Raw genomic sequence first — 2,217 nt, 5'->3', positions numbered from 1 at the left:
CGCGACCCTCACCTTGGCAAGGTGATGCTCTACCAGCTGAGCCACGTCCGCGTGATCGGCCAAGGACACCCGGCCTCACGCAGAGAACTCTAGCGAATCCCGGCCGAGTCCCCAAACCGGAGGCCGCCGGCCTGCTCGGCGTACCAGGTGATCCCGGCCACGTGCTCGGCGATCCGCCGCGGCGTCCAGTGGGGTTCGCGAGGAAGATCCCACGCCGCCTTGCCCGCGGTGGCGTAACGGTGCAGGTAGGACTGCCCGAGCCGCGTCCAGCGCGAGCGGCCTCCGCGAGGTCCGGCTCGGTGAGGGCCGGCCGGGTCGCGGCCAGGGCGCGCGCTGGAGCTGACGGACCTCGGCAGGAAAGGGCTGGCCGCGATGTTCCCCTGTAAGGGGCTAACATCCAATACGCCGGTTACCTAAGCGAGAGAGTGACATCATGGGCGACAACGAGGTCGTGAACGTCGGTCCGGAACCACTGAGCTTCGGCGACGTCGTCAAGGTCGCCCGGCACGGTGCAGCCGTACGCCTCACCGACGAGGCGGTCACGGCCATGGCACGGGCCCGCGCCCGGGTGGACGAGCTCGCCGCGAGCCCCACCCCGGCCTACGGCGTCTCCACCGGGTTCGGCGCCCTCGCCACCCGGCACATCGATCCCGAGCTCCGCGCCCAGCTGCAGCGCTCCCTCGTACGGTCGCACGCCGCCGGGTCCGGTCCCGAGGTCGAGACCGAGGTCGTCCGCGCGATGATGCTCCTGCGCCTGCACACCCTGGCCACCGGGCACACCGGGGTGCGGCCCTCCACCGCCCAGGTCCTCGCGGGGCTGCTCAGCACCGCGATCACCCCGGTCGTCCACGAGTACGGCAGCCTCGGCTGCTCCGGCGACCTCGCGCCGCTGTCCCACGTCGCCCTCGCCCTCATGGGGGAAGGGCCGGTACGCGACCGCGACGGCGAGCTGAAGACCGCCCGCGAGGCGATGAAGCCGGTTGGCCTCGAACCGGTCGAGCTGGCCGCCAAGGAGGGCCTCGCCCTGATCAACGGCACCGACGGCATGCTCGGCATGCTCGTACTGGGCCTGGACGATCTCGCGGCGCTGCTCAAGACCGCCGACATCAGCGCGGCCATGAGCGTGGAAGCCCTGCTCGGCACCGACCGGGTGTTCGCCCCCGAGCTGCAGGCCCTGCGTCCCCATCCGGGCCAGGCCGCCTCCGCGGCGAACCTGCGGGCGCTGCTGCGCGACTCGGGGATCATGGCCTCCCACCGGGACGACTCGTGCACCCGCGTCCAGGACGCGTACTCGCTGCGCTGCGCCCCCCAGGTGGCCGGAGCCGCCCGCGACACCGCCGCCCACGCCGCCACCGTCGCGGGCCGGGAGCTGGCCTCGGCCGTCGACAACCCCGTGGTCCTCGACGACGGCCGCGTGGAGTCCAACGGCAACTTCCACGGCGCGCCGGTCGGCTACGTGCTCGACTTCCTGGCGATCGCCGTGGCCGACGTGGCCTCGATGGCCGAGCGGCGCACCGACCGGATGCTGGACGTCGCCCGCAGCCACGGCCTGCCCGCGTTCCTCGCCGACGACCCGGGCGTCGACTCCGGGCACATGATCGCGCAGTACACCCAGGCGGCGATCGTCTCGGAGCTGAAGCGCCTTGCCGTGCCGGCCAGCGTCGACTCGATCCCCAGCTCGGCGATGCAGGAGGACCACGTCTCCATGGGCTGGTCGGCCGCGCGCAAGCTGCGCCGCTCGCTCGACGGGCTCACGCGCGTGCTCGCCATCGAGATCCTCACCGCCGCCCGCGCCATCGAGCTCCGCCGCCCCCACCAGCCCGCCCCCGCGACCGGCGCCGTGGTCACCGCCCTGCGCCAGGAAGTACCCGGCCCGGGCCCCGACCGCTTCCTCGCCCCCGAGATCGAGTCGGTGGTCCACCTGGTCGCCAACGGCACCGTCCTGTCGGCCGCCGAATCGGTCACCGGCCCTCTCGCCTGAGAGGCACGCGTTGGGGCCGGGTGCCTCGCCCGCTCCGGCGGTGACGCGCCTGGCCGGCGTCCAGGGACATGTCCGGGGTGTCCGATTCCTACAAGACCGTGGTCCCGTGGCCGGGGACGATGAGGTCATGAACGTCGATATCTCCGCAGCGGCATCCTTCATGGCCCGTCACGCGCGTGTCCTGGACCGCCGCCGCTTCCAACTGATGATGGGCGAGACGGATCCCGCCGCCGTGC

At 72.8% G+C, this 2,217-nt stretch carries 1 protein-coding gene; it reads left to right on the top strand.

Annotated elements, in window-relative coordinates; all coding sequences use genetic code 11:
• Positions 1-433 precede the first annotated feature (433 nt).
• Positions 434-1,981: a histidine ammonia-lyase gene (hutH, locus tag AB0O34_RS36680; RefSeq protein ID WP_363923597.1), complete on the top strand. Its 1,548-nt coding sequence runs from the start codon at positions 434-436 to the stop codon at positions 1,979-1,981.
• The last annotated feature ends 236 nt before the right edge of the window (positions 1,982-2,217 follow it).

It is taken from the genome of Sphaerisporangium sp. NPDC088356 (assembly GCF_040685555.1).
GTDB lineage: Bacteria > Actinomycetota > Actinomycetes > Streptosporangiales > Streptosporangiaceae > Sphaerisporangium.
Note: the sequence above shows the minus strand (reverse complement) of the source record. Positions and strands in the feature narration are given on the sequence as shown.

Bases quoted from the DNA above. Each gene is read 5' to 3' on its own strand.
- hutH (WP_363923597.1), top strand. From the start codon at position 434: ATGGGCGACAACGAGGTCGTGAACGTCGGTCCGGAACCACTGAGCTTC.